This window comes from Saccharomonospora iraqiensis subsp. paurometabolica YIM 90007 (assembly GCF_000231035.2).
GTDB classification, from domain to species: domain Bacteria; phylum Actinomycetota; class Actinomycetes; order Mycobacteriales; family Pseudonocardiaceae; genus Saccharomonospora; species Saccharomonospora paurometabolica.
This window is the reverse complement of the sequence record NZ_KI912260.1, coordinates 1-2,887: the sequence shown is the minus strand read 5'-3', so window position 1 is coordinate 2,887 and position 2,887 is coordinate 1. Positions and strand designations below refer to the sequence as shown.

The following is a 2,887-nucleotide window of genomic DNA, read 5'->3' as shown; positions in this document are numbered from 1 at the left end:
CGCCGTCGCCCCCCGCCTGCGGCCGGAGGGCCGGCCCGAGGGCTGACCCGGCCGCACCCGGTGCGGGGGACCCGGGCAACCCGCCCGCTTCGGCAGCCCACTCGGCGGGCCACACATGCAACAATGGCAGGACCTCGACGGGAGGGGAGGTGCCACCATGACCACCGGAAACGCCGGCCACTCGTCCGATCTGCCGCGACCGCTGGATGGCCCGGCACTGGCCGAAGAGCTCGCCCGGCAGAAGGACGTGCAGCCCATCCACAGCATCGACGACCTGGCCTGCGACGGCATCTTCGACACCGACGAGGAGCTCGACGAGTTCCTCGAATTCACTTACGCAGCACGACGGACCGACCTCGCGTAACCGCCCGTGAACTCGGTGATTCTCGACACTGACGTAGCCTCGCGCAGCTTCAAGCGTGAGCTTCCTCCCTCCATGGTCCAACACCTCATGGGCCGCCGTCCCTCTCGTACCTTCAACATCAAAGACTTCGCAGACTTCGCGGACTACGAAGGTTTGGAGATCCTCGGCTACTCACCGGCTTAGTGCGTGCCCGGAGGAGTCCGACGCCTGCCCCGCCGCACCCGGTCCGGGGAACCGGGTGCGGCGGTCCGACTCCTGGCCTTGACCTCGACAATGCTGGAAGTTCTAGCGTCCGGGCATGGTCTTCACCCGAGTCGAGCGCGACTATCTCCACAGCCAGTTCCTGGGACGACTCGCCACTGTCGGCCCGCACGAAACGCCGCAGGTGCGCCCGTTGGGCTTCCGACTCAACGCCGACGACACCATCGATCTCGGGGGGCCGAACGTGGCCGCCACCCAGCGATACCGGAATGTGCGGACGTATCCGCGCGTCGCTTTCGTCGTCGACGACATGACTCCGGAGGATCCCGGCGAGATCCGACCCGGTTGGGGGCGCGGTATCGAAATCCGGGGTCACGCCGAAACGCTCACCGTGGACGACCCGCCCGGTGGGAACTCTCCCATGGCGGGCCGGGACATCATCCGCATCCACCCGCGGCGCGTCCTCAGCTGGCACCTCGACCCGGATAACCCGGACGGTGCGACCCGTGACGTCGACCCCGGCACGGCCCCGTGAACTCGGGCTGCGGCTCCGGCCGGACCCGGCGTCGGTGACACACCTGCCCTGTCCCGCCGCTTCCCGACGCACGCGGCCAGGCGGGTTCGGCGGGCGTCGAGGCGACGGCGTCGGGAACGGTCCGAGTGCCGCCGTCGTTGTCGGTGGCGGGTGGCATGCTCGGGGCGTGGCAGAGACCGAACGCACCATGCCCCCGTTGACCGCCGACGACCGTGCCACGCTGGAGAGCTGGCTCGACTTCCAACGCGCCACCCTGGCGGTGAAGTGCGCGGGCCTCACCGAGGCGCAACTCCGCGACGAGGCCGTCGCCCCGTCGCCGCTGACCCTGCTGGGGCTGACCGCGCACCTGGCCGAGGTCGAGCGGAACTGGTTCCGCCGTGTGCTGACGGGTGAACGCGTGTCCACGATCTTCGGTGGGGACCACGATCCGGAGTCCCCGGACGGCGGGTTCGACGTGCCGGACGAGGTCTCCTTCACCACGGTCCGCGAGGCGTGGGAGGCCGAGGTGGCCCGCGCGCGGGAGAACTGCGCCGCCCACGCGCTGGACGACACCGGGAGCTTCGGTGGCGGGGCTGTCAGTCTCCGCTGGATCCTGGTGCACATGATCGGCGAGTACGCCCGGCACAACGGGCACGCCGACCTGATCCGCGAGCGCATCGACGGCGTGACGGGCGTGTGAGGCGACCGGACTCAGTCGCCCGTCACCCTGGTCGGGCGCCGACGAGGTCGAGCCAAGCGGCCAGTTGTGCCACATCCGCCACCCCGCACCGGAAGCCGAGGTGGCCGTCCGGCCGCACGGCCCGCAGTCCCCGGCCGGGCCGGTCGGGCAGCCGGTGGACGGTCACCCACGGGCCGAGCCCCGTGGTGTCGGGCTGTTGCGCGTCACGGTCGAGCAGCAGGTGGATGCCGGGGCGGGCGGTGAGGTCGTGCAGGCGCACCGTCGTGCCGTCGCGGGGCACTTCCCGGTCGGGAAGCCGGTCCCCCGCCCGTGGCCCGGCCCCGCCCGCCGGGCTGCCCTCGACCGACAGCGGGCTGCGGCGGTAGCGCACCCACATCTGCGACAGCACCCGCACGACCTGCGCGAGCAGGACACGTTGCCGCAGCAGCAGCGGGAGGGCGGGCGCGAGCGCGGGCACGAGCGTGCCGCGCAGGAACGCGGGTGCCGGGTGGGTGGCGGCCTCGGCGAAGAACACCCCGTGCGTCAGGGCCAGCACCTGCCGGGCGACGGGGCGGCGCTCGGCCTCGTAGGAGTCCAGCAGCGCCGTGCCGTCCGGAGGTCTGCCGTTCGGGGCTGAGCCGTCCGGGGCGGTGGGCGCGGTCTCGGTGTGTGCGGCCTCGGTGTGTGCGGTGAAGGCGAGTTTCCAACCGAGGTTGACCGCGTCGAGGATGCCGGTGTTCATGCCCTGCGCGGCCGCCGGGGAGTGGGTGTGCGCGGCGTCGCCGACGAGGAACAAGCGGCCCGCGCGGAACCGGCGCGCCAGCCGGTGCTGCAGCCGCACCCGCGCCGACCAGGTCAGGTGGCGCAGCGAGGCGCCCAGCCCGGCCTGCCGCAGCAGCGCGTCGACCTCGGCGGCGGGGACCTCGGCCGTGGGGCACCCGAACGGCAGCGCGTCGTCGCCGCCCGGCCGGGTGGCCAGCAGCCGCCAGGTCGCCGTCTCCCCCAGGGCGAACAGGAAAATCAGGCCGGAGCGTCCGGCGGCGACGTGCAGCACGCCCGGGGTGGGGTCGCCGTCGAGTTCGAGGTCGGCGAGCACGACCTCCTCGCGGTAGGGGCCGCCGTCCCAGCC

The 2,887-nt window shown here is 72.6% G+C and carries 4 protein-coding genes; 3 read left to right on the top strand and 1 reads right to left on the bottom strand.

Annotated features, from left to right (window positions below):
* Nucleotides 1-157: 157 nt before the first annotated feature.
* From SACPADRAFT_RS29290 to SACPADRAFT_RS0222045, 3 genes are all read left to right on the top strand, one after another.
* Nucleotides 158-364: a hypothetical protein gene (locus SACPADRAFT_RS29290; protein WP_007027128.1), complete on the top strand. Its 207-nt coding sequence runs from the start codon at nucleotides 158-160 to the stop codon at nucleotides 362-364.
* 298 nt (nucleotides 365-662) lie between these two features.
* Nucleotides 663-1,100 carry a PPOX class F420-dependent oxidoreductase gene (locus SACPADRAFT_RS0222050; protein WP_007027127.1) on the top strand — a complete coding sequence of 146 codons (438 nt, stop codon included), beginning with the start codon at nucleotides 663-665 and terminating at the stop codon, nucleotides 1,098-1,100.
* Nucleotides 1,101-1,287: 187 nt separating this feature from the next.
* Nucleotides 1,288-1,779, top strand: coding sequence for a DinB family protein (locus SACPADRAFT_RS0222045; RefSeq protein WP_007027126.1), 492 nt, complete (start codon nucleotides 1,288-1,290; stop codon nucleotides 1,777-1,779).
* A gap of 22 nt (nucleotides 1,780-1,801) precedes the next feature.
* On the opposite strand, the gene SACPADRAFT_RS34360 is transcribed toward SACPADRAFT_RS0222045, so the two are convergent.
* On the bottom strand, nucleotides 1,802-2,887 hold a 1,086-nt coding region (locus SACPADRAFT_RS34360), incomplete at its 5' end, for an FAD-dependent monooxygenase (protein WP_007027125.1).